We start from the raw sequence: 23,478 nt of genomic DNA, 5'->3' as shown, positions 1-23,478 counted from the left end.
TTGTTAGCACGTTCCTGTTTACCCTGCCCTAAGACGACGGCCATCTCTACCGAATTAGCCCGTGGCGACTGCAGAAGATCGAATAGAACGCCAACGACTTCACCGCTGTAGCGGGAGAAATACCCAACGATCTAAACGCTTATCTACCGACAAAACACTGAAAACCCACTGCACCCGGAGTTCGAAAGGCCTATCAGCCGTTCGATAGCGACAGCATGCTGCACATGGTCGGCTTCCGCGATGGAAAAGCCTTTTTCGCAAAAGCTTTATACACACAGAAGAATTTTGTCCGATCATGCCGTAAGCGAGCCGCTGTGGCCTGGTTGGGCCGAACCGGTGAAATCGGCTAAGCATGAACAGGAATGGTGATCCGTACCCAGATGAAGGACGCGTTGAGCACCAACGTCACTGTCCATCGGCGCATAGCGCTAACCAGCTTATACCAGTGCAATCTGTACCCCATAGAACCCTATCCCGCCAATACGCTCGGCAAGGAGACCGGGAACGGCCGTTTGTGGGTGACTAGAACTTCTCGCAAATCTCGAAGTGGACAACAAGACCGGAGAACTGCTGTTCTTTAATACAGCAAGCAGGACCCGTACATACACTATAGCATCGACAAGACAAGCAACGAGCTGGCACACAACGTCGACATCCCGCTGCCCGGTCTGCGGCCGCCACACGATACGGCGTTCAACAAAAACTACACGATCCTCAACAATTGCCCATTGTTCTGGGGTCCAAGACTGCTCGAGCACAACGTGTACTTGCCATGATTCTATCCCGACATACCGTCTCGCTTCGTGGTGCTCCAGACACCGGCGACATCCAGTGGTTCGAGGCGGAACTTACGTTCCGTACCATATTTCGTCAACGCTTACGAAAAGGGTGACAAGATCATGCATGATAGATCTTTCGAAAGTTGGCCACACCCTTTTGCATGCGGAGCCACTGGCGGAAAATGGGATCGGCTCTTCCGCTTCTTGGCGCTGAATCGTTCGCAATCCTGGCTGCACCGTTGGCGATTCACCCTGGTCACCAATGTGGGAACAGAAAAGTAACTGTCGGAATCGATCACTGAGTGTGGTATAATCAGTGCCGACTATCCCGCCCGCAAGTATCGCTACGCTTATGCCGCCACCGGCCAACCGGGCTAGTTCTTCTTAGACGGATTGGCTAAACAATTTCTGCTGGACCGTAAACCAGGAGCGCTACTCATTCGGCGACGGTATCTACGGAAGTGTAAGTGCGATGGCTCCGCGGTCTGGTAATATCGGTGAAGACGACGGCTAACTGGTCACCCAGACCACCGACTTAAATGCTGACGCTTCTTACTCATATGGTATTCGACGCAACCCGGACCACTGACGTCCAGGTGAGCAAACTTCAACTGCCGAAAACCATTTCCAACAGCACGCGTTCCGCTTGGATACCCGGCTCAAATCGCTGCGACGGAATGCCGCAGACTCCGCGGCAGGAACAATCGAACTATTAGAGACCTGCAAATGTACAGGCTCAGCGAGTTAGAGTAACAGTGAACAACCAGAAAACGCAACGGAGAACACATTGGCCCCGCGAGCTCGTGTCAGTCGACGCCAACCTTTTTGCTCGCTGTTCGTCAAATCTCAAAGAGACAGTGTAGTTTTACCGTAAGCTGGTTAGACTGCCTTTTTACCATACGTTCGAGGCAAGCTACGACAGCAACGGTGCGATATGTGGCCAGCCCAGCTGGAAACTAGCGCTAGAAATTGCGGAGAAGACCGAAGCGGCCATCATAGACCACCACGAACACCTGTGCCGGTCTTTCCCGGACAAGAAGGCGCAGCAGAATACGATCCGCTCGCTTGCGGCAAACTACGATCGAACCCGTGCAGCAGCATCCGTACTGGGAAGCGACGGAAACCGTCACCTATCTGTGGCCTGGATAGCTACGAAGTCATGCTCACGCCCTTCGCATTCGGCGGCAACAAGCCTGGCGACAACGCCATCGCAGGCAAACACGGATTACTCTCGGCCTGAGACTTCACAGTCTGGACCGACCAGCGACCAATGCCGCGACTACTGCCCATACCGAGAACACCGTAGCGCATATCGCTCCCGCTGCACCAAGATATAGCCCGTATTCGGCGGCCACCGGCGGATTGACGTTGAGCTGATAATACCACATTATGAGAACCACGATGAGCAATGAAATAATCAGCGCGGCAATCGAAGCAACCTTGACCGACAGTCCGCGACCCATCATCGCCCCGGCCACCAGCAGCGTCGACGACAGTAACACGATGAGCTGGCCCGCACCGAAGCCAGACGGAAGTTCCAGGCTACCGTGTGTGCCGCCCATAGCGTTGGCCCAACCGTCGTCATTGACCTTCGTCGTAAGCCACGGTATCCAGGCGCTGATCAAGACGATCGTGGCAAAAAACGCTACCAGCCAACCAAGGCGCAGTCGGTGGGTCATAGTTGCGACCCTAGTAGGGTGCCTGGTCGGTGCGCGGCGTGTGTGACTACGCTGTGCAACAAAGACCAGTTTAGAACCACACCGTGTCGGTTCAGTCACCGCAGCAAGATGGCCATAGGGGTGTCTTCATCCGCACGCAAAACGGCGCCGCCATGTTCTGTTATCACTTGCACCGTTTTGTCAACATCCTCAACATCAAAAAGATGGCCCAATTCGACGAGATACCACCCGACAGAAAAGCAGTGCCGTCCATCACGCTGAGAAGTTGTTGGTCACCGAAAACATGCTTTAGTGTAACGAAATTCGTCGTTGCCAAAAATCTGCTAGGTCCGTCAGCTGAAGGGCTCGCGAAAGAACCCGAAAGCGACTAGGTAATCGTGTGTGGACAGTTGGTGCCAAACGGACGTCCCAGCTTCACTAATTAACTCGACGCCGCGGTGTTCCAGTGGTTTGCACAAACCAAACGACGCTTCCGACGGGTCAGTCGCCATGAAACCCTTAGCAAGTATTCCATCGATACTATACCCTATCGGGCCATTCGCCGCGGTAACCACGGACACAATTGTTTGATATCGCTGGTACGGAAATAGTTGGCCCAGTTGTCAGGGGACTACATCTCAGACCGGTTGACCATCAGGCCGACGACCCGGTGACCGTCCTTTGCGGCATTGATGTATCCATCATATTCTGTTCCGGCAAAATCAAACTTAAAGCCAAATACCGTGCCGTAGAATCCTCGGCGCGCTTAACATCCGACGACATCAAATCGACCCAACGGGGAACGCCCAGCGGCACGCTGTTACGGATGGGCATGATAACCACCTCGTAGTACCTGTCTCTGGCAATGAAGGTTGACTACGATCGACTCGCGCCAAACCAGAAAGTCACAGCCCGACCGATGCTAACCGCTGTTCGACGACGGCCCCACCGGGCTGGTCAACGACGAGCGCCACGACTCCGGATCAGACCCGTTCCGGTCGCGAGAACACCGCAACAAAGTTCTGCAGCGATTCGCGGATATCGCTTCGCAGCGCAACGGCGACGATCAGGCCGATCGGTCCACACAGCGCGGGGCCACCCAGATGCACATCAAAACTGACGACAGAGCCGTCGTCCTTAGGCGCAACCTTGGCAATCATCTTGACCTTGACACCGCCAACACCGTCGCCGTTGAGCGTCATGGCCTCGGGCGCTTTGTAACGCACGACCGTCCATTTGATCCGATTGGACATGCCTTTGACCTCAACATAGGACTCGATGACCGTGCCCTTCTCCACCACTTCGGGCAACTTGCTGCGCCACACCCGGTGAATCGTTAGCCATTCGTCGAAGCGGGACAGATCGGAAGCGCACATCCACGCCTCATCCGGTGGTAGTGGTACGTCGATAGATCCGGTGAGTTTCGCCATACTCTTAGTCCTGCTGGTCACTCGAAGTGTCAGAACTAGCAGCCTTCTTGGCCTCTTCAGCTACCTTATAGATAGCGTCAATATACTGGCCTTTCGTTTTTTCGTCGACGAACTCGCCGACCCTGTCGAGCACCGTTTTGACCTTGTCAGCGTTCTGCACCAGTAGGTCCTTTGCTTTGTCCAGAATTCCCATTCCTACCTATCTATGTCCTTTTCCATCAATTCCTCCGAGACTCTTAGTACTGATGAAATCCTACTTGCCAGATTGTTATTGGCCCCGGCCAAACTACCGCAACAACCGAGGGTGTAGACCAAACTTCTTGGCCCAAATCCACCATATTGCCTCGATCAATGTGGCTTCGAGCACGCCGATCCCCAGCACGGTTGATGTCACCACGAGATTCGACGGATCCAGGAAGAACTTTTCTGAGTCAACGGCACCCTGAAGATAGCCGCATAGGCCACATCCGACCCAATGATCAACACCAACCGCCACCAGCGGTAGTGACGCGCCAACACAGCAAATACCCATAGTGCCAGTCACCAGCAACGTGAACAGCGCCGCTGTCGACACCTGATCCTGTTACTACCAACTAGCGTGACTACCGTGGTAAACCACGAAGCAGGAGAAGAAAATCGCGTCGCCGACCACTACACCGACGTCCGCACCCACCGGACGAAGCCATGGTCAGCATGCTAGTTGTTGGTTACCAACGAATGAATTACGAGATTCCGGTCGTGCACCACGCCACGATGGTGGCGTGGACTGGCGGAAACGGATACAACAAGTCCATTTTAGAGTAGTTTAGAAACAAGCATTCGGGACCAAGCTAACAGCACCAAATACACCGTCTTAGTCAAAACCAGATTGACCACACGCTCGATGTTGCCGCTTAACCGGCGTCCCTAGCAAACAACGTAAAGCGGCGTTGCAAACATGTCGTTCAGCAACACCATCTGAGCAACCGTGCAGGATGCGAGGCTGCCCGCACCCATCGTAACACCGATATCGACATCCTTGAGCGCCAACACGTCGTTGACGCCGTCACCGGCCATCGCTACGATATGACTGCGCGATAACAGGGCACAAATGACGACGCGTTTCTGCTCGGGTCGCACCCTACCGAACATGATGTGACTCTCCGGCGACTCAGCCAGCTCGTTTTGGCGTGGAGGTAAGCTAAAAAGCTTAGCATATAGCCATGAAACCCGAGCATGCTGGCAACGACACTGACAGATACAGTGTTGTCTCCTACGATTTCTTATACCGAAAAATATTGGACAGGAATAGATTTCATAATATCAGGAATAGATTTCATAATATCAGGAATAGATTTCATAATATCTAGGGAGTTTGTTCGCACTTTTCGCTCCAGCCCCACCGGGGTGACACGGCCCGGCTTCTGCGGATGATCGAGGACTACGTAGCAGGCATCGAGCAGCAGGACCTGCAACCCCTGCACGCCGATCCGTTCGGCCTGGTAAGCAGAAGTGGAAGCCGGATCGAGCAGCACATCGGGCGCACCGATCACCCAATTACCGTGGTCGCTATAGGACATGCCACTCCATTTGGTGGCCAACTTGAAAGGTGCTGTTGCGGTGGAGGTCCAGCCAGGCGGTCGCTGATAGGTCTCAACGATCGCCCGCATGCTGGCATTGGGGTAGGCAACGGCAACGGCCAACGAGGACACCCTCTCCGCACCATCTTCCCGTTAAGACCGTTGGACAGTCAGATCCTAAACAAAGCAGACATGCAATACCGGTTTCAGTCAAGGTATCATTCTTCTCCACACAGATCACATCGACCCGGGCTATCTTCGATAGCGGTCAACTCTTGTAACAGGCACTGACGTTGACCTAGCCTGACGAAGCCGACCGTGAAAGCAATCGACGTCATCACCACTAGTTCTTCTGACACCAGAGATTCCAGCGCACCCCACCATCCGCAACACAGACAATCGCCCCCCTGCAGGTGTGGTGAACAACATCTTTAACTAGTCAGCAGACACGCCGGCACTAATAGGCAGATGATGAACTGCAGGATCCGGCTAATACTTTGTGCAGTTTGAATTTCACCAGAGTGCACTTGCTCTCCTCCTCTGTCAGTTGGACGTCATAGGCTTGCAGGACCACCATGGTGGCGCGATAGGAACCAGTACCAGCTACGACAAAACTACCCGACATCACCGCATTGCCGATAGCCTTGGTAAACGGCTCCGCCTCGCCGGACAGAAAATTCGAGTCCCTGATTACCTGCGCACCAAAGGTTTTCTCTACCCAACGATCGCTAGCTGGTCCAGCTTCTGCTTGACCCAAATCTCCTGAATCATGCTGATGATACTGTTGGCGACAATGAGCAAGCCAAGCAACTCGTTGATCGCCAAACCCGTCGCCAACAGTATCATCAGCAACACGAACAAGATCACATTGTTTCGGTTAAATACTTTGGCCCGCAGGATTTTTTCGATGTTTCAGGCGGCACGTCGCAGAAGGGCTTTGCTCCTGACCTCGGCAATGCGTCACGTCACCTCGGCGCCGATCAATCCACCGGACGACGATGAGGTCATCGTGTGCACGTACCCAGTTTTTCTTTGTCGTAGTACTCAAGACTCGATACGGCTCCAAGGAAACTGGGAGAAAACCGTCTTGGAAATCATTCCGGAATCGAAAATTTCGTTCATCAACGGGGATGTGAAGGTATCAACGTCCCAGTGTGTTAGAGTACCCTTCTGTTCCTATAGTCAGCTGTAACGTGCCGTGTCGTGTGGTCATTAATGGCCGGACCCCAGTAGTCACTTGGCGTACACGCCGAAGTAGTCGCTCAGCGGTCTGGCCGGCGCAGGACTGACTGGGGGGCTGTTTGCTGACCAACATACCTTCCGGGTTGTTCATCGAGCCGGCCGCATGGCTGGACAGGACCACCTAGTTCTCGTGAATCTAACCTTACTGCAACAGATCTACGAATTCTACCGTCAGTTTTTCCGGCGCGCCGTACGTAGCGGCATTGGTCAGCACGATGATGTCAATGTCCTCGGATGGCGGCACCGCAAAGTTCGTCACTGCCCCGACCCGGGGCCAACTGAAAGACGTCTCCGCGTCAACCTTGTTGTCTTGACCGTCAAATTTGCTTATTCCATTGACAATAAAACGGTTAGCGTAAAGTTTCTTTCCACTGTTAACGATAACGATGGCCATGCCCGGTATGCTGTTACTTTTCATCAGGTCGCTGACCAGAACGTCGACCTTGGATACGGCGTCGTCGAGACGACAGACCAGAATGCAAACCCTGACATCTCGTTGGGAGAAGCATCAGACAAAGTGGACAGCGGGTTAGACAGTGGTTAGGCGGAATGACATCCGCTCAACGCTAACAAGACCATCACAACAGCGGCTATTGTCACGCGCTTCGTCATGCCCGCAGACTCTAGAGTGGGAACCCGAAACTTCCGAGCGAACCGAAAAACACCGAAAAGAGGGCCTTCCAGCGGCGAGACCCCACCGGATTTGCTAGCGAAGCTACAGCCGCTACTAGGGATTGAATTTCAACGGCGCTGCTGGATCGAGACGTTGACCGGAGGTGGGTGTTGCGACATGGATCTGTGCAGCTTCGGCGGCAACGAACAGCCATTGAACAAGTTCAGCCCACGAGGGAAGCGCCGGCCGGAAGGTGTCCCATCGGCACCAGCAATCCTGACCGCGAGTTCGTGGCGTCCAGATGCGCCCGGACCGCCTCCTCGGAGTTCATGTGAATATCCGGCCAGCCAGGTGGTAGGCGCCGATGGGCATCAACGTCAGGTCGAACGGTCCGTGGTTAGCGGCGACTTGCGCGAAGCTCTTGGTGTAGCCGGTGTCACCACCAAAATATGCGCGACGACTTAAACCGAGCAACCCCCACGACGCCCACAGCGTGGTGTTTCGGTGCAGGAAGCACCCCGGAGAAGTACCGTGCCGGCGCACAGATCAGGGTGAGCTCGTCGACCGGAGTACTCTGATCCCAGTCAAGTTCAACGATGCGATGCCCAGGGATGCCCCACGCGCTAAGGTGGACACCGGACACCAGAAGACACAAAAACAGGACCCAATGAGTGCGGGCAAACCCGACGACAGGGTCGATATCGAGATGGTCGTAGTAGTCGTGGCTTATGATCACCACGTGAACGGCAGGCAGTGTTTTCAGTTGTATCAGCCGGCAAACGCAACCGGTGCAGTCTAACCACGTCCGAGGGCGAGCATCGGTCACGCCACACCGGATTGGTTAGCACACGGTAGCCGTCGATCTCCAGCAGCGTCATGGAGTGACCGAGAGATGACCGGGCGCAGTCTTGAAAATATTCGGTGCAGCCAATGGGATCGGCGCTGCCGGCCGGTTCGCGCCGCATTTACCGATAAAATCCCATGCGATGAGCCGCAGTTGCTTGTGATCCATGTCGAACACCAAGGTGGATTCGAGGCCGATAAAGACGCCGTCTCGGCAGTTCGGAGACCCTCGCCGCCGCCTGGATCGCAACTAGGTCGGCACCGAAAGGGGCCGGCGCGTGCAATGCTCACAAACAGCCAACTGCCAAAACGAACGTACCAGCAGCCAATCACAGCGCTCTGCGCAGCATGAATATCATGCACCCCGAAACTTAGGTGGCCGTTTCTCCACCCGGGCGACCTGCGCTTCAATGACATCCTGGCTGGCCCAGGCCCTGTCAAAGAGCTTCTTATGCTCCGGCCACGCTTCCTCGATGGAACCGTCGTCGTTGAGTACCCGCTTGGCGTGCTGGATCGCCAACGGTGCTAGGCCGGTGACTTCGGCGGCCCAAGCCTGGGCGTCGGCCAATGCACCGATGCGATTGGCCATCCCGGTCTGCAGCGCGATGTCGGCGGTCAACTTCTCCGCCGTCAGCAGCATAGCCCGGGCCCGGCCGTGGCCAACCAATGAAGACAGTCGACGAATACTCCAATTGTCAAGGGCCAAACCATATTTCGAGGTAGGAAACTGAAAATACGCATCCGGTGCGACAACCCGAAGATCGCATTGCATGGCCAACCTTAGACCAGCACCGATGGCGGGACCATTAATAGCGCCAATTACCGGCATCGGAGCAGCGTCCATGACCCTGTGCAACTTAATCAGTCGGTCAGGATAGTCAGCGGCAAACGCGTCTCCGCTCAGATCCGCGCCGGCGCAGAACACCGTGCCCTGGCCAGTCAACACAATAACGCGGGTAGACGCCTCGCTGTCGGTGCCGCTAGCTTTCTGCACAACCTCCCGCAATTCCTCGACAAGTTGCGAATTCAGGGCGTTGCGACGTTCGGGACGCTGCAGCTCAATAGTCATAACGCCTTCGGCCTGAGTAATACCTATCATTGGGCTAGCCTATATAGCCTTATTGGATGAGTCGTATCACGACCGATCAACTGCGCGAGGCGGTGCTAGATGCTGGCTCATTCGTCAGCTGGGACCGCGAACCGCTAACGCTGCCGGTAACCGAATCCTACGCGCGGGAGCTGACTGACGCCCGAGTCGCCAGCGGCTTAGACGAATCGGTACTGACCGGCCAGGGAAGCGTATTCGGGCGACAGGTAGCGATAATTCTCTGCGAGTTCAGCTTCCTCGGTGGCTCGATAGGGGTGGCAGCCGCGGAGCGGATCACCGCCGCCGTGCAGCGGGCGACGGCCGAGCGGCTGCCACTGCTGGCCTCGCCAAGCTCCGGCGGCACCCGCATGCAAGAAGGCACCGTCGCGTTCCTGCAGATGGTGAAGATCGTTGCGGCCGTCAAACTCCACAAACGGGCTGGCCTTCCCTATTTGGTGTACTTGCGTAACCCGACCACCGGCGGGGCCTTCGCGTCGTGGGGCTCGCTGGGCCACGTAACCTTCGCCGAACCAGGTGCTCTGATCGGCTTCCTGGGGCCTCGGGTGTATGAGTTGCTGTATGGCGAACCCTTCCCTTCCGGCATCCAGACAGCGGAGAATCTACAGCGGCATGGGGTAATCGACGCTATCGTCACGCTGGATGGACTGCGGCTGACGTTGGATCGTGCACTGGCGGTGATCGCCGATATACCCAAACCAATACCGACGCCGCGGCGACCCGAACCGATACCGAATGTGCCAGCTTGGAACTCGGTGATGGCGTCGCGACGGCCTGAACGGCCAGGTGTCGAACAAGTACTGCGGCATGGCGCCACCGACCGAGTGCTGCTGTCCGGAACCGGTCACGGCGAGGCAGCGACCACCTTGCTGGCACTGGCCCGATTTGCTGGCCAGCCCGCTGTGGTACTCGGTCAGCAACGGGAGGCCTGCAGGCTCGTCGGGCCCGCATCGTTGCGAGAGGCCCGGCGCGGTATGGCGCTAGCCGCCGAGTTACGCCTACCGCTCGTGCTGGTGATCGACACCGCCGGCCCAGCGTTGTCGGCCGAAGCCGAGCAGGGCGGGCTGGCCGGCCAGATCGCCCAGTGTCTGGCTGAGCTCGTCACGCTGGATACTCCGACAGTGTCAATCCTACTAGGCCAGGGCAGTGGCGGACCGGCGCTTGCCATGGTGCCCGCCGACCGGGTACTGGCGGCGCTGCACGGTTGGCTGGCGCCACTTCCGCCGGAGGGCGCCAGCGCGATTGTTTTCCGTGATATCGTTCATGCCGCCGAACTTGCATCAGCCCAGGGCATCCGGTCGTCTGACCTGCTCAAGTCCGGAATAGTCGATGTGATCGTGCCCGAGCATCCTGATGCCGCCGACGAGCCGGTCGAGTTTTGCCAACGACTGTGCAGTGCTATCGCCACCGAGCTACACGCGCTACGAGAGATACCCGATTCTCAACGTCTTGCGACGCGGCTACAGCGTTACCGCCGCATCGGGTTGCCTCACCACACTTAAACTACCTACGCACACAACTCGCCGTAACGCGTGACCGTAGTTTATGTCTGGGTAAACGTGTCCAGTCGGTCATGGCAACTTTTGCCCATGGATGACGCTTCGTAGGCGACCAAGCTCTGTGACGTGGAGCGCTGGGCTGCTATCGACTGCGAGGACGTGCTGAAGCCACGTGGCTGTGGTCCAGTCCGACACAGCGTCATTGCTGAGCCAGCCGCAGCAGCACTGCATGGCTCGGATTGAATCGGCGAAGACGAACCAGTCAAGCTGATCTGGCGTAACCAACACTCACCAACCGACGTGACCACCCGAAATCAGCGTACCGATGGATGACGAGGTTACTCGCATCGACTGACCTTTGGTGATGACGCCTGAGCAGACGGTCACCGTCGAATAGAATATGATGGGAAACACCACCGCACCAACCGACGCCAAGACATCCGGAGCCAGTGGCAGCTACGTAAGCCTCACACAACTAGGTGGATCGTTGTCCGAGTGATCACCCAGGATGTTTTGGGGTGGTTACGCGAGGCGCTCTACCGTCGCGGATCATCCCAACCAGGGGCGGCCGCCGCAGCACGAACCAGCACACTCGAGCCTACCGTGATCCAGCCAGGCGGTCAGCGGACCGGCTACAAGGTTAAGAAGTTGACTGAGCCAGCCGCGGGCGGCGGACTGGTCGCTATTGAGCAGACGAGCAGAAATTAAATGCTCACCCCGTCGTATGCGGCGACGACAACGCAGGCAGCGTCGCCCACTGTCCCGATTGCATTGGGTAACTCAATAGCGCTGCTGCTAAGACGATCTTCGATGGCGGTTCGCAGCTGAGCGCGGTGGGCAACCAGGCATTGGACAAGGTCGGGGTGGCGCGCGGCGTGCATCAGGAAGTCGGTTTTGATGAGCAGCCAGTCGCGATCGAGCAACAGGGTGGCCACAACTCTGTCCACAAGCTTGACCAGATCGGCGGACTCGCCGGCGCCCGCGATGGCGGGCTGAGCTGTTCATGGTCGCGTGCTGGTCGTAAAACGCGAAGAACAATTCCTCAAGGCGATCGAACGGCGAGTAAAACACCCCCGCGGGTTTAGCCGGCCACCGTACACACATCTTCGATGCGTACATGCCCGAATGCCTTGTCGGCGAACACCTGAAATGCAGCATCGATAACCGGGCGCGAGTTTGTGCATGACGGTTTGTCACCCGCACCGGCTTGGCGACGTCGGTAGTTGTGGATGTTACCTACTATAACAATCCAATACATAAGAAAATCGGATTCAATGACGTATCCGATTAGGCACTCAGGACGGCATCAGTACCAATCAGTAGGGAGGCCATTACATGGACGCTGATGTCATCGGCAGCGGCAGCGGTTTGGCCAGACTGGTCGGCCCCGACTCACGAACTGACTGCTCGGGGTAAGAAGGGCACGCTGGTAGACCATGAGAGCGAAACCAACCTGGGCAGTCAGGCATTCGGGTCGTTCGGTGAGATCTTTCTGGTCGAAAGTCCCGATCAGCGGTAGCTGAGGATCACGGACTCCTTACACACTGGCCTGGAACGACCGGTCGGGGAGTGCAACATTCAACTGGATCGACGATGAAAACTTTTGGGTAGTGAAGTGGGCTCGGTGCTACGTTAGAACGCACCACGGCGAAAAGCGCACTATCTGCCAGAGCAGACCATCCAGTTCATGACCACCGTGGGGTGGGATGAACGTGTGGATCTACGCGCCAACGGCACGACAACTCCAACTCGGTGTCCCTCTTGCACATAGCAAAGGGCACCATAGTCCTGGAGCCGTTAGTGCATTCGGCCTCCCAAGGCGCGGCGCGCTAAAGTGGTGACATTTTATCACCGCCACCGGCAGGACTGGCAACAACCACGACATGGTGCGTAGCCACTGGCCGAAGCGAATGGGCACCACCAGCGGCGTGCGGCTAATAAACCGCGACCAGATGTAGATAATACACCGAAAGCGCAGTCAACTGGGACCCGATCTGGTTTAAGCACACCATCCGAATCTTTTCCGGCCCATCATCGATGCGGTTCGACGCACTGGACCGGCGGCTGCCAGCCCCTACCTTCCTGGCTACGACAATCCTGGGCACCCTGTGGTATCGGCCGCATCACTCCCGACATCGCGCAGTTTGACCACTTCTGGTTCATCCTGATCCATCAGATCATCCAGAAAGAGTTCGAGCTATCTGGCTCGGACACACCCCCGAACATCACCCCCAAGAGCCGCAAAACAGTTCTGTGGGAACGGATCTTCAATAAGCAGAAGCCGGGCCTCAGTTGAAGCGTTCAAAACCCACGGCGCCAACTTCGTAACAGCCAAAAGCCTCGAAGAACTCGTCGCGCAAAATCAATATCAATACCCTCACCGACGAACCCCTCTTGGGACGCGGTCGTGATCCGCGCACGGATCGAATCCCGGACCCTACAAATGGCCAACCCGTTCAGCAAGAACTCTCAAGTCCAGGATACCCGCAACGCTTACCGGCCAAACGGCTCGGCCGGGTCGCCGACCCGCATCGCGCCCTCACGCCTAACACGGAACCGTTGATTGGAGTGAAATTGCACATCCTGACACGAAAAATTTTGGGCAACACCCAAAGCTACCTAGCCTCCCAGTAGCTAGGAACCGACGGTAAACCCATCCTCGGCCTGTATGCTGCCGGGTAAGTCACCAGATTCGGCGGTGGTGGAATGCACGACTACAACGCACTGGAAGGCACGTTCAACAGCGGCTGCATCTTCTCCGTAATCACCGACATCAACTCCCTCCGACCTAACCCGCATGTCTCCGACAAACTGCGTCGACGCATCCAAACACCAGCACTACGCCCTGGCCCTCGCCGAAGCCGTTTACCGATCCAGGTAAGCAAAACTGCGCACCAAAGTTCAAATCCCGCAAACCATCGATTATGAATACAAAATTATCACCTGATTCCGAAAATCACCTGGCCAGCTCAGAAACAGTAACCATTTAATCGACAGGCTGCCATGTCGAAAAGCAGACACTCTTGGAGCGGCCGTGCGGTGGAGTACTCTCCCGTGACCCGGCGGCTGATCCTCCCACCGCTGTCGGAAAAGATCCGGCAAAATAGGCGGCATGGACACCGGTGTCAGCTCACCTCAAGTGTTGGTCGTCGACGACGATTCCGATGTGCTTGCCTCGCTGGAGCGCGGCCTGCGGCTATCCGGATTCGAGGTATCGACCGCCATCGACGGTGCCGAGGCGTTGCGCAGCGCCACCGAGACCCGGCCGGATGCAATCGTGCTCGACATCAACATGCCGGTATTGGACGGTGTAAGCGTCGTCACGGCATTAAGAGCCATGGACAACGACGTCCCAGTCTGCGTGCTGTCCGCACGCAGTTCAGTCGACGATCGAGTGGCAGGCCTAGAAGCCGGCGCCGATGATTACCTGGTCAAACCGTTCGTGCTGGCCGAGCTGGTGGCACGAGTGAAGGCGCTGCTGCGCCGCCGCGGCGCCACCGCAACGTCTTCCTCGGAAACCATCACCGTGGGCCCGCTGGAGGTAGACATCCCCGGTCGGCGGGCCCGAGTCAATGGCGTCGATGTCGACCTGACCAAGCGAGAGTTCGATCTGCTGGCAGTGCTGGCTGAACACAAGACCACCGTTCTGTCACGCGCCCAGCTGCTGGAGCTGGTGTGGGGCTATGACTTCGCCGCCGACACAAATGTCGTCGACGTGTTCATCGGGTACCTGCGCCGAAAGTTGGAGACCAACAGCAGGCCCAGGCTGCTGCACACCGTTCGAGGAGTCGGGTTCGTACTGCGCATGCAGTAACCGGATCGAAGCAGGCCATGAATATCCTGTCGCGAATCTTCGCCCGTACGCCGTCGTTGCGAACCCGGGTGGTGGTCGCGACGGCCATCGGTGCAGCGATTCCGGTGCTCATCGTCGGCACAGTCGTCTGGGTCGGGATCACTAACGACCGCAAAGAGCGGCTGGACCGCAAGCTGGATGAGGCAGCGGGTTTCGCGATCCCGTTCGTGCCGCGCGGCCTTGACGAAATTCCGCGCTCACCCAACGACCAGGACGCCATCATCACCGTGCGCCGCGGCAACCTGGTCAAGTCGAATTCCGGCATCACGCTGCCCAAACTGACAGACGACTACGCCGATACCTATCTCCGCGGAGTGCGCTACCGAGTACGCACGGTGGAGATCCCGGCACCGGAGCCGACATCAATTGCTGTCGGAGCGACGTACGACGCCACCGTCGCCGAGACCAACAACTTACACCGCCGAGTGCTACTGATCTGTGGATTCGCCATCGCCGCGGCGGCCGTGTTCGCCTGGCTGCTGGCCGCATTCGCAGTGCGCCCGTTCAAACAGCTCGCTCAGCAGACCCGATCAGTCGATGCCGGCGGCGAGGCACCACGGGTGGAAGTGCACGGCGCCACCGAAGCCGTTGAGATCGCCGAGGCGATGAGAGGAATGCTGCAACGTATCTGGAATGAACAAAACCGGACCAAGGAGGCGCTGGCCTCGGCCCGCGACTTCGCTGCGGTGTCCTCCCATGAGCTACGCACACCATTGACCGCGATGCGCACTAATCTCGAAGTGCTGGCCACCCTGGATTTGGCCGACGACCAACGCAAAGAAGTCCTGGGCGACGTGATCCGCACCCAGTCGCGGATAGAGGCCACCCTCAGCGCGCTGGAACGGTTGGCCCAGGGAGAACTGTCTACGTCGGACGATCATGTGCCAGTCGACATCACCGAGTTGCTCGACCGTGCAGCCCACGACGCGACTCGAAGCTACCCTGACCTTAACGTCTCGCTGGTGCCGTCGCCGACCTGCATCATTGTGGGATTGCCAGCCGGGTTGCGACTTGCCGTCGACAATGCAGTCGCCAATGCCGTAAAACATGGAGGCGCCACCCGAGTCCAGCTGTCCGCTGTCAGTTCGCGGTTCGGGGTAGAAATCGCTGTCGACGACAACGGCGGTGGAGTGCCCGAGGACGAGCGCCAAGTGGTGTTTGAACGGTTTTCTCGAGGATCGACGGCCTCCCACTCGGGATCGGGTCTGGGGCTGGCGCTGGTGGCCCAGCAGGCCCAGTTACATGGCGGAACGGCTTCATTGGAAACGAGCCCGCTGGGCGGCGCGCGGCTACTGCTGCGCATACCCGCGCCCAGCTAACCGGAACAACCTCGCGGAATGCCTTTATTTCCGTGAGCTCTTGCTCCACAGCGTGAAGTAGACACTTTTCGCGTATTACACACCCTTGCAACCGATCTAAGAGACGGCTGAATCATATGTTCGGTCGTCGAGTGTGTAGTAGAGCCTGGTATACAACCGGCCCTTTACCAGCCATCCCACTGCTGTCGGCACGGGCACGAACGGAGCCCGGGCCAAAAGACGCGGCTGAAGCCACGGAAATCTTCGTCTTCGGCGACTCTATCTGCAACTGGGATCCTTGTCGTTGGTGAACCAAACTCAGCTCCCTATTCACACGTCGACGTTGTTACTTATACTTGATGTTTTATACTAAGAACCATCAGCGTCAAGGTCAATACCAGCCTGATGACAAAGGACAACGCGGCTAACCCCAGGTGTGCGTGGTCGATCAGCACTGTACGCCCATATCATTCGAGCCAGAGACATCCATAGGCGCTGTTTTTCTTTCCTTGTTGTCGCTCGCTCGTTTGATCGACAAGGTGATAACCACCCAGGCAACCACCGATCCTGCGACGAAAACAAGTAGTTACGACAACCAATGGACTACTAAATCCATTCCGGATTCCCCTTAGCTGACAACGATTTCGACGCGGCGATTCTTGGCGCGACCGTCGGGGGTGTCGGTGCTGGCGATCGGGTTGACCAAACCCATACCTTTCACAGCTAGATGGTCGCAAGTAACACCTGGACCACCAGGAGGTCGGCGACTGTACCGAACCAGTAGGCACGCATAAGGAATACCGATGCCCTAGGCGCCTAAAAAACCATTGAGCGTCACATGAGCGTTCGGACCTGCCTTGCGCTTACCAGCAACCTGAGTCAGGATATGGTCGTAAGTCGGAGTCAAGCTAAATGTTTCTTTCCCAAAGAGAATCAGCCCGCCTGTCACTACGTTAATAGCAGGCTGCAAATCGGCACATAGATCAGCTGGCGGGAGTCTAGACGGGGATGGAGCCGAGAGGTCCAGGAGGCGAAATCTTCCCCTTAACCTGAATGTTGTCAACGATATTCAGACCGGACCAGATGTGCACTGCGGCACAGCCGAGGGCATTTCTCTGGCCGATCGATAATGCCGTTCCCACCAAAGTTACGATGTTACCATTGACCGTGAGACTGAAATCGATCAGGGACGCGCTCGGTTTTAAAAACAGCCCCGTGTTTTAGAAATCGAGCGTATCAACATTAAGGTTGATCTGGACTTGGTCGATGACGCTAATACCAGGGACGAGAGAGCCCTTGAACGCGCCCAGTAGTTCCGCTTCGGCTAATTCGTCGGGAAACTCACCGCTGAACGTAGTATTGTTGACATTGAGTTATATTGAAGGCGGCGCCAAGGAGAAACTTGGAAAAGTCAAAACCGTTCAACGGCGTAAGTGAAAGCAGCGCTCCGGTTGGCCCAGGTACAGTACAGAGGACAATCGAACGCACCATAACGATTGGCGCTATCAACAACATAATAACCACCACACCGATCAACCACGGAAGACCGGGCTAGCGCCGATCGAATCGTGCAACTGACCAGGAGGCGGTGATGGCGGCCGCTGTGCCGACATTCTCCTGATCATCCACCATCGCCTTCTCCGCTGAATTGCTTGACGTTACTCGCCCGCGGCAAGCAGCAATATGCCACCTACCGAGTCGGCACGAGGAAACTAATAAGCGATGGGAAAGGAGGAAACCGACCGCGCAACGTCGGACACTTGGCGAAACTGGCGGTAACCTGTGCGGGGCGATGATGCGTCCAGCTGGCCAGGTCGTGAGCCATACCGGTTAGGTACCGGCTAAAATACCCCCAGAAGAACTAACGCAGGACTTCGACACGGCAGATTTCGATATCCATCGTCCATTGGTGGCGACTACAACGATCTCGTCGCAGCGGCCTACTTGGGGCCGGGGAGGGACTGCGTAGTGCGGTTGTTAGAAAGGCTGGGCCAGCTTTGGCTGGGCCGCCGTGCAGACCCAGGCTTTCGACGATGTCGAGATCCAATTGTCCATTTGGCCAGCTGGCTGCCGTCACACATCGTCGACAAGCTGGGCACCCGAGTTGCTCTGAGCCCTGTAACGCTATTCGTCGTATACTTGGCAACCGGCTACGGCCGGACGCTCTGGCTTGCTGGTCCGAGCATGCCGCCAACACATTCGCTGCGATCGACGCAGCCGGTGATGGGAGCGGAATCGCCAGTTCTACCGAAGCTGTCGACTGGTGACCAAACCGAGACTGGGGTCGACTTTGCTCGAACCCCTGCGCACCCACGAGCAGGCTCGCTAACACGCTGCAGCGGCCACGTGGCAGTAAATGGTCAATACACCCATCAGGCACGCCATTGCCGACGCGGTGGACAACGACCTGGTCCGCGGGGTTATAGCCATCAGTGCAGACGTTGTACGCTGTGAACCCGAATGGCAGATTGCACTACCGCACCTGCGATGAAGAGAAACCTAGTCCGCGTCCGGCTGGTTCTGACCAGCGTAGCATCGGCCGGTCATGGCCGACCCTGCTAGGCGAACCAGCGCCACCACTAGCCCGGGGTACGCAGGTCAAAGTAAAGATGGTGCTGCGCCAACTGCCTCGCTTGCGTGACAACAGTGTCACACTAGGCCGACATGTTCCATGTTAACGAAATGTGGAGCCAACTGGATAAGGCGTTTCGCGGGCAGCTACCGAATCCACTGCCGTGCGAGGCCTACTGCCCAGTCGTTGACCGATCCGAGCATCCTGTTGGCCGGTTTACACGGACGCGCACACAATGACAGCGTTCGGCTTATACACACCGCACTCGATGTTCTGCCACCGCAGGCTCGGATTCCTTACGCGACAAACCGACCGAGCTAGTACAGTTGTCACCGAATTCCTTTCTGGACAAACCCATTCAGAAGATGCCGATAACCTACGCACACGGCCGACCATGCATCGAAACAACGACCACCCTGATTTGCAACGCACACTGCAAATGACTGGAGGCAACATCTTCCACGGCGCGTTACGCTAACTGTTCGCCGAAGACGACGCACCCACTGAACAACCTCGGCACAGCAATGGAAAGTCGCCACAGCCCACGAGGCGGATCATGCTGTGCAGCTCGGGCGTCCGCCATGGCAGGAACAATGTCAGACATCGGCGGCCACAACACTGCCATGGCCGTGCTGGCCACCAGGAACATCTAACTCGCCCCGGCCAGTCGCATTCGGCTCCCAGATAGCCGGCAGCATCGGCACGTGCGGACCACAACCAAACGCACCACCGCCCAACACCGTCAGCCCGGTAAGTCACGCGACCGTCTCGCTTCCCGCGGTCCCAGCAAACTCCAACGGAACAGCACTGCCAATGAGAAAACCGCACCGGCGACGCCTCACACGCCACCACCAGCCGCGCCAAGGGGCGACGCAATCGGTGAACGCACGAGACCACACTCGTCAAGTCGTGGCTCTTTGCAACCGAATATAACTAAACAAACTCCCCCGCACCATAAGACTCGCTGTTCGCATACCCGCCAATGCCCAGCGGCGGCGCGAGGGGCATGACACCCACTTCGGGTATGGACAAACCCAAAGAGTTCAGATCCAAAACGACCTGGACGGAAGGAACACATTCGCCGCAGCCAGCAGCTTCAAAAGTCCGAGGAGTAATTGTAGCGAGGCCTCGAGCCAATCAATAAAATACCCAAGAGCGTGGTGCGCCAATCGAAGCCAAGAAGCGCAATAAGGCGAATCAACGCGTACATCCGATTCCATTAGCACCGTAAGCAACTCATAGAGAATTACAATCCAGGAAGACGACGCTTAAACGGCCAGGGCTGCGGTAGGCGCAGCATTGCCGGCATCGGCTTCGGCGATCACCAACGCCGAGACAGTGTGTGGCACCGTCGTCGAAGCCGCCTGATACGTGCTCATTGTGGTGGCATCCTGAATCCACACCCGCGCATACTCGGCCTGATCGAGCGTGACAGGGGTCATGTTGATCCCCAGGAAATTCGTCGCCAACAACTAAGCCGCCCCGGCAACCCCATGCTGCGCAGCCACTCCCGCACAGTCGGCATTCGCTTGGGTCAGTCAGCCTAGATATGGTGCGTGCGCGGCCACGCAAGTCACCGCACTTTGACCCTGCCACGTCCCAGTCTGCACCGCAACCAGGTTTGTAGTGAGTTTTGTTGCTGAGGAAGCATATTCGACAATCAACGAGTTCCATACCTAAGCAGCCATCAGCAGCGAAGCAGGGCCCGCACTGGCACTAAACAACGGAATGCACCTCCGGTGGGGAGGCGATACACAGCGGCGCGGTCATTCCATATCACACAGCAACCGTACGACGACACAGCTGCGGCATCAATAGCAACAAACACCTGATACCGGCCTCAGCGACACCAACCCCGGAACAACCAAGTTCTTCGACCCCTCCAGCATGCTCGTTGCACGAAGCGCTAAAACTCAACTGCTGTCTGCACCGACACTACATCGGCCGCCGACGGCGCCACCGGCGCTGTAGCAACATGTGGAGCCGCCAGGCCGAGCGGGCGGCGCTTGCACCACAGCACGGACGGTCGCCAAAACTTCAGGAACCACACATAGCGTCACTACTGACACCGCTTCCCCTTCGGACTCATCGCCTCTATCCGGCATGTGTAAGCTCCCCCACACCAGCCACGCACTCGGATTCCACATGTCACCCATACGCTGCCGCAATGAAATTGCAACGAACACCCTGTCGGTATAACCGACACTCTCGTCGATAATTGTAAACACCACCCTGCCAGGACAGGAAAAATATAGATGGGAGGCAGGCTACATGGTCATGACCCTCGGGGAAGGCTTCATTGCCCGGTAGCACCAAACACAGACTTGGCAGCCGAGCATGAACCACCACTGAGCGCTACCAGTCCGTCGCGGACAATGCTAACAACAGATGCTGGTGTCTTCACCGACATGCTGGCGTTCCACTCAGAAGCGGATATCAGCGCCCCGGACCTCTTAAGGCTTTGGCCAATGCGGCCAAGCCGCACAGTTTCCACGCCGTTGAATCAAGCATTCCGACTCGTGGCCGGTGGCAGAACCATCGTGCATAAATGCACACATCTTGCGTCAGGTTCCACTACGCGATATCTCTTGACACCCGTATTCACATCTTTCGACGCTCGATTAAGCTGACCGGATCGTTCTCACCCTGTCGACACCGCCAACTAGACGACTTTATGATCAGCTCATTGACCACTGAGGGCATACACCACCGGGATGAACATCCTGGTGGCCGAGGTTAGCCAGCTTAGATTACTTCCCGCAACGTCGCCGACCGCAAACCCTCAGGATGAACTAAGCAGTCACCACACGATAGCTATCGCGTTTCAATTGCAGTGTAGTCGCGCTCTGTGTAGCCGATGTATATTTGGCGCGGACGACCGATCTTACTGTCACCCTCGTCGTGCATCTCACGCCAGTGCGCAATCCAGCCGGGCAGCCGACCCAACGCAAACAACACGGTGAACATCCGGGTCGGGAAACCGAGGGCCCGGTAGATCAGGCCGGTGTAGAAATCGACGTTCGGGTACAGCTTGCGCTCGATGAAATAGTCATCGGTCAGCGCCGCCTCCTCGAGCCCCTTGGCAATGTCCAGCAAATCGTCGTCGCCACCAAGCTTGGCCAAGATCTTGTCGGCCTGTTCCTTGACGATGCGGGCCCGCGGATCGTAATTCCTGTAGACGCGGTGACCAAATCCCATCAATTTCACACCGGCTTGGCGGTTCTTTACTTTTCGGACAAATTCACCGACGTCGTCGTCACTCTTACGGATACCTTCGAGCATCTCAAGCACCGCCTGGTTGGCGCCGCCGTGCAGCGGTCCCCACAGCGCGTTAATGCCGCCCGAAATCGAAGTGAACAGGTTGGCTCGCGACGAGCCCACCAAACGCACGGTTGACGTCGAACAGTTTTGTTCGTGGTCAGCATGCAGGATGAATAGCATGTCCAGGGCCCGGACCACCTCAGGGTCGGGTTCATAGGGCTCAGCCGGCAAACCAAAAGTCATTCGAAGGAAGTTCTCTACCAGAGAAAACGCGTTATCCGGGTAAAGGAACGGCTGGCCGACCGACTTCTTGTATGCATAGGCAGCGATAGTGGGCAGCTTAGCCAAGAGCCGGATCGTCGACAGCTCTACTTGACCGTTGTCCATCGGGTCCAGGGCATCCTGGTAGTAAGCACTCAATGCGTTGACCACGCTGGACAACACCGGCATCGGGTGCGCGTTGCGCGGAAATCCATCATAGAACCGCTTAAGGTCCTCATGCAACATGGTGTGGCGCTGGATCCGGTGAGTGAATTCGGCCAACTGATCGGTGGCTGGTAATTCGCCGTAGATCAGCAGATAGCAAACCTCTATGAAGGTCGACTTCTCGGCGAGCTGCTCAATCGGATAGCCGCGGTAACGCAGAATCCCGGCGTCACCATCGATGTAGGTGATGGAGCTCTTGGTAGATGCGGTGTTGCCGTAGCCGACATCAAACGTGGTGTACCCGGTCTTGGCCAACATCGGGACGATCGCAATGCCGTCATTACCTTCGGTGGAGCGGACAATCTGCAGATCAATCTGGCCTCCCGGATATTTCAGGGTGACGGTGTCGTCGGTGTCGGCCACGAAAACCCCTTTGCGCTCTGGCTGATATTCCTGTTGATATAGCTGTGAAGGTAGTCGTTACCTCAACCGAGCGCCTGCCCGGGGTCGAGTCTAGAGGTCTCACAGCGGTCCGTCCAGGCAAGCCCCGATCCGTCGAGGCGTGAACTGGCCTTCATCACCCGGTAGCGAATGAACGCCGGCGCCAGCCAGGCGATTACCATCGCCCGCCACTTCCTGACGCCATTACCCGACGCACATCCTCACCAGGTTAAGGCTGCAGACGCTCGATACACCCACCGGTCAACCGAATCCGGTTGTGCAAACGATTTTCCCGGCCCTGCCAGAACTCCACCACCTCGGGCACGATGAGGTATCCGCCCCAATGCGGTGGTACTGGGATGCGCTCTGAGTCAGCAAAGCGCACGGTCACTTCTACCAGCTGATCAAGTAGCGCCGTCCGCGAGGCAATCGGCCGCGACTGATGCGACGCCCATGCCCCTAGTTGCGAACCGCGCGGCCGTTTGGACCAGTAGTCCTCGCTAACCTGCGGATCGACCGTGCTAACTGGGCCGCGAATATGCACCTGCCGCCCCAGCTGATACCACGGGAAAGTCACCGAGGCATAGGGCGTGGCTGCTAGCTCGTTGCCCTTATCAGAATCATAATTAGTGAAGAAAATGATTCCTGCCTCATCGGCGCTCTTACACAACACCGATCGGCTCACCGGTCTGCCGTTAGCGACGGTTGCCAGTACCATGGCATTGGGCTCGGCAACTCCGGCGCGTTCGGCGTCGTCAATCCACTCGCAGAACAATGTAAGCCAACCGTCATGTAGCCAATTCGTGTCGAGATCGGGGCTGCCGTCCTTCTCGACGGAGCCGTACTCCACCCGCATACCCGACAGATGCTGGTCATCCGGTCCTGCCATCGCGCCAACG

The 23,478-nt window shown here is 57.2% G+C and carries 16 protein-coding genes and 7 pseudogenes; 7 read left to right on the top strand and 16 right to left on the bottom strand.

Annotated elements, in window-relative coordinates:
* The first annotated feature begins 53 nt into the window (after window positions 1–53).
* A pseudogene (locus tag MLPF_RS14035) lies at window positions 54–1,527 on the top strand (carotenoid oxygenase family protein).
* Window positions 1,528–2,023: 496 nt separating this feature from the next.
* Here the strand turns inward: MLPF_RS14035 and MLPF_RS14025 are convergent.
* From MLPF_RS14025 to MLPF_RS13980, 8 genes and pseudogenes are all read right to left on the bottom strand, one after another.
* On the bottom strand, window positions 2,024–2,458 hold the full coding sequence (locus MLPF_RS14025; RefSeq protein WP_045843604.1) for a hypothetical protein: 435 nt from the start codon (window positions 2,456–2,458) through the stop codon (window positions 2,024–2,026).
* A pseudogene (locus MLPF_RS18105) lies at window positions 2,455–3,271 on the bottom strand (VOC family protein). The gene MLPF_RS14025 and the pseudogene MLPF_RS18105 overlap by 4 nt, the downstream one beginning before the upstream one ends.
* A gap of 149 nt (window positions 3,272–3,420) precedes the next feature.
* A complete protein-coding gene (locus MLPF_RS14020) occupies window positions 3,421–3,867 on the bottom strand; it encodes a type II toxin-antitoxin system Rv0910 family toxin (RefSeq protein WP_045843605.1) in 447 nt (148 codons plus the stop codon).
* A 4-nt stretch (window positions 3,868–3,871) separates the two neighbouring features.
* Window positions 3,872–4,060 (bottom strand): antitoxin, encoded by a 189-nt coding sequence (locus MLPF_RS14015; protein ID WP_045843606.1) that lies wholly within the window; start codon window positions 4,058–4,060, stop codon window positions 3,872–3,874.
* 93 nt (window positions 4,061–4,153) lie between these two features.
* Window positions 4,154–6,383: pseudogene (locus tag MLPF_RS16615) on the bottom strand (HAD family hydrolase).
* 427 nt (window positions 6,384–6,810) lie between these two features.
* Window positions 6,811–7,086: a hypothetical protein gene (locus tag MLPF_RS13990; RefSeq protein ID WP_236685145.1), complete on the bottom strand. Its 276-nt coding sequence runs from the start codon at window positions 7,084–7,086 to the stop codon at window positions 6,811–6,813.
* Between the two features lie 309 nt (window positions 7,087–7,395).
* A pseudogene (locus tag MLPF_RS13985) lies at window positions 7,396–8,453 on the bottom strand (MBL fold metallo-hydrolase).
* Window positions 8,454–8,479: 26 nt separating this feature from the next.
* On the bottom strand, window positions 8,480–9,223 hold the full coding sequence (locus MLPF_RS13980) for an enoyl-CoA hydratase (RefSeq protein WP_045843607.1): 744 nt from the start codon (window positions 9,221–9,223) through the stop codon (window positions 8,480–8,482).
* Window positions 9,224–9,249: 26 nt separating this feature from the next.
* Between MLPF_RS13980 and MLPF_RS13975 the strand changes: the two genes are divergently transcribed.
* Both MLPF_RS13975 and MLPF_RS18100 read left to right on the top strand, forming a co-directional pair.
* Window positions 9,250–10,731, top strand: a complete 1,482-nt coding sequence (locus MLPF_RS13975; protein WP_045843608.1) for an acetyl-coenzyme A carboxylase carboxyl transferase subunits beta/alpha — start codon at window positions 9,250–9,252, stop codon at window positions 10,729–10,731.
* 492 nt (window positions 10,732–11,223) lie between these two features.
* Complete coding sequence (locus MLPF_RS18100) at window positions 11,224–11,436, top strand: hypothetical protein (protein WP_045843610.1); 213 nt, start codon at window positions 11,224–11,226, stop codon at window positions 11,434–11,436.
* On the opposite strand, the gene MLPF_RS13965 is transcribed toward MLPF_RS18100, so the two are convergent.
* Both MLPF_RS13965 and MLPF_RS13960 read right to left on the bottom strand, forming a co-directional pair.
* Complete coding sequence (locus tag MLPF_RS13965) at window positions 11,433–11,663, bottom strand: hypothetical protein (protein ID WP_236685146.1); 231 nt, start codon at window positions 11,661–11,663, stop codon at window positions 11,433–11,435. The genes MLPF_RS18100 and MLPF_RS13965 overlap by 4 nt on opposite strands.
* A 146-nt stretch (window positions 11,664–11,809) precedes the next feature.
* Entirely contained in the window at window positions 11,810–11,986 is a 177-nt protein-coding gene (locus MLPF_RS13960) for a hypothetical protein (RefSeq protein WP_156147227.1), read from the bottom strand.
* An 87-nt stretch (window positions 11,987–12,073) separates the two neighbouring features.
* Between MLPF_RS13960 and MLPF_RS13955 the strand changes: the two genes are divergently transcribed.
* A complete protein-coding gene (locus MLPF_RS13955; protein ID WP_236685147.1) occupies window positions 12,074–12,247 on the top strand; it encodes a hypothetical protein in 174 nt (57 codons plus the stop codon).
* 1,115 nt (window positions 12,248–13,362) lie between these two features.
* On the opposite strand, the gene MLPF_RS13950 is transcribed toward MLPF_RS13955, so the two are convergent.
* On the bottom strand, window positions 13,363–13,527 hold the full coding sequence (locus MLPF_RS13950; RefSeq protein WP_236685148.1) for a hypothetical protein: 165 nt from the start codon (window positions 13,525–13,527) through the stop codon (window positions 13,363–13,365).
* A gap of 304 nt (window positions 13,528–13,831) precedes the next feature.
* Here MLPF_RS13950 and prrA point away from each other — a divergent pair, with 304 nt between their 5' ends.
* Both prrA and MLPF_RS13940 read left to right on the top strand, forming a co-directional pair.
* Complete coding sequence (gene prrA / locus MLPF_RS13945) at window positions 13,832–14,542, top strand: two-component system response regulator PrrA (protein ID WP_175266472.1); 711 nt, start codon at window positions 13,832–13,834, stop codon at window positions 14,540–14,542.
* A 17-nt stretch (window positions 14,543–14,559) separates the two neighbouring features.
* Complete coding sequence (locus MLPF_RS13940) at window positions 14,560–15,900, top strand: sensor histidine kinase (RefSeq protein ID WP_045843612.1); 1,341 nt, start codon at window positions 14,560–14,562, stop codon at window positions 15,898–15,900.
* Between the two features lie 1,199 nt (window positions 15,901–17,099).
* Here MLPF_RS13940 and MLPF_RS18095 read toward each other — a convergent pair.
* Window positions 17,100–17,234 (bottom strand): annotated as a pseudogene (locus MLPF_RS18095) (channel-forming protein ArfA/OmpATb); the annotation flags it as partial.
* Between the two features lie 697 nt (window positions 17,235–17,931).
* On the opposite strand from MLPF_RS18095, the pseudogene MLPF_RS13935 reads away from it, so the two are divergent.
* Window positions 17,932–19,104 (top strand): annotated as a pseudogene (locus MLPF_RS13935) (phytoene desaturase family protein); the annotation flags it as partial.
* On the opposite strand, the gene MLPF_RS13930 reads toward MLPF_RS13935, so the two are convergent.
* The 4 genes and pseudogenes from MLPF_RS13930 to pdxH form a co-directional block, all read right to left on the bottom strand.
* Window positions 19,048–19,197, bottom strand: coding sequence for a hypothetical protein (locus MLPF_RS13930; protein ID WP_272946128.1), 150 nt, complete (start codon window positions 19,195–19,197; stop codon window positions 19,048–19,050). The pseudogene MLPF_RS13935 and the gene MLPF_RS13930 sit on opposite strands and share 57 nt — an antisense overlap.
* Window positions 19,198–19,719: 522 nt before the next feature.
* Window positions 19,720–20,115: pseudogene (locus MLPF_RS13925) on the bottom strand (PPE domain-containing protein).
* 1,150 nt (window positions 20,116–21,265) lie between these two features.
* Window positions 21,266–22,561: a citrate synthase gene (locus tag MLPF_RS13920; RefSeq protein ID WP_045843614.1), complete on the bottom strand. Its 1,296-nt coding sequence runs from the start codon at window positions 22,559–22,561 to the stop codon at window positions 21,266–21,268.
* 247 nt (window positions 22,562–22,808) lie between these two features.
* Window positions 22,809–23,468 (bottom strand): pyridoxamine 5'-phosphate oxidase, encoded by a 660-nt coding sequence (gene pdxH, locus MLPF_RS13915; RefSeq protein WP_045843615.1) that lies wholly within the window; start codon window positions 23,466–23,468, stop codon window positions 22,809–22,811.
* Window positions 23,469–23,478 lie beyond the last annotated feature (10 nt).

Source organism: Mycobacterium lepromatosis, from assembly GCF_000975265.2.
Taxonomy (GTDB): domain Bacteria; phylum Actinomycetota; class Actinomycetes; order Mycobacteriales; family Mycobacteriaceae; genus Mycobacterium; species Mycobacterium lepromatosis.
This window is presented reverse-complemented; position numbering and strand designations above follow the sequence as displayed.

Coding starts and splice junctions, on each gene's coding strand:
- MLPF_RS14015 (WP_045843606.1), bottom strand. CDS start 4,060: ATGGGAATTCTGGACAAAGCAAAGGACCTACTGGTGCAGAACGCTGAC.
- MLPF_RS13975 (WP_045843608.1), top strand. CDS start 9,250: ATGAGTCGTATCACGACCGATCAACTGCGCGAGGCGGTGCTAGATGCT.
- MLPF_RS14020 (WP_045843605.1), bottom strand. CDS start 3,867: ATGGCGAAACTCACCGGATCTATCGACGTACCACTACCACCGGATGAG.
- MLPF_RS13955 (WP_236685147.1), top strand. CDS start 12,074: ATGTCATCGGCAGCGGCAGCGGTTTGGCCAGACTGGTCGGCCCCGACT.
- MLPF_RS14025 (WP_045843604.1), bottom strand. CDS start 2,458: ATGACCCACCGACTGCGCCTTGGTTGGCTGGTAGCGTTTTTTGCCACG.
- MLPF_RS13980 (WP_045843607.1), bottom strand. CDS start 9,223: ATGATAGGTATTACTCAGGCCGAAGGCGTTATGACTATTGAGCTGCAG.
- MLPF_RS13990 (WP_236685145.1), bottom strand. CDS start 7,086: ATGAAAAGTAACAGCATACCGGGCATGGCCATCGTTATCGTTAACAGT.
- MLPF_RS13960 (WP_156147227.1), bottom strand. CDS start 11,986: ATGTATTGGATTGTTATAGTAGGTAACATCCACAACTACCGACGTCGC.
- MLPF_RS13940 (WP_045843612.1), top strand. CDS start 14,560: ATGAATATCCTGTCGCGAATCTTCGCCCGTACGCCGTCGTTGCGAACC.
- MLPF_RS13950 (WP_236685148.1), bottom strand. CDS start 13,527: ATGCGGGTTAGGTCGGAGGGAGTTGATGTCGGTGATTACGGAGAAGAT.
- pdxH (WP_045843615.1), bottom strand. CDS start 23,468: ATGGCAGGACCGGATGACCAGCATCTGTCGGGTATGCGGGTGGAGTAC.